Origin of the sequence: Clostridium aestuarii, from assembly GCF_026735135.1 — a bacterium.
GTDB classification, from domain to species: domain Bacteria; phylum Bacillota; class Clostridia; order Clostridiales; family Clostridiaceae; genus Clostridium_H; species Clostridium_H aestuarii.
Genome location: NZ_JAPQER010000029.1, coordinates 1 through 599, shown reverse-complemented (window position 1 = coordinate 599; position 599 = coordinate 1). Strand labels below are relative to the sequence as shown.

Here is a 599-nt window from a genome sequence, read left to right as displayed (position 1 = left end):
ACCCGTTCCCATTCCGAACACGCAGGTTAAGCTTCAAAGCGCCGATGGTACTGCATTGGAGACGATGTGGAAGAGTAGGTCGCTGCCAGGTAAGTTAAAAACACTAAGCAAAAGCTTAGTGTTTTTTGTATAAAAATTATGTTATTAATAAAATTATTTAAAATGCTATATTTAGAAGATATAAATACAATTAAAATGCAAAGAGTAAGGGAGCAAAAATAATTTGTTGTAAGTAACATAGATAGCTGATATAAAACTTATAACATCTACAATAGATGAGAATATTTATAAAGAACAATTCTATTTATCAGAAGTAAAGTTTACAATAATATTTAGAGATTTAAGAGAGGCTATGATTTGAGATAAGAATAAATAAAGTATACTCATCCTTGTGTATCAATGTGAGAATTGATAAGTAAAATAGAGAAAAACAAAGTAATTACATGATAACTTAAATGAATGAAGTTTATTGCATATAACTGAGTTAATATTTGTGATAAGATATTCCTTGTCGTCGAGCGAGACGATAAGACAACAACAAATTAAAGAATTTAAGAAGATTTAAAAAATTCAAAAAGTTGTTGACAAGAAGAAATTCA

The 599-nt window shown here is 28.0% G+C and carries 1 rRNA gene; it reads left to right on the top strand.

Features of this window, described 5'->3' with window-relative positions:
- A 5S ribosomal RNA gene (rrf, locus tag OW763_RS16790) occupies window positions 1-91 on the top strand; the annotation flags it as partial.
- Window positions 92-599: the final 508 nt, after the last annotated feature.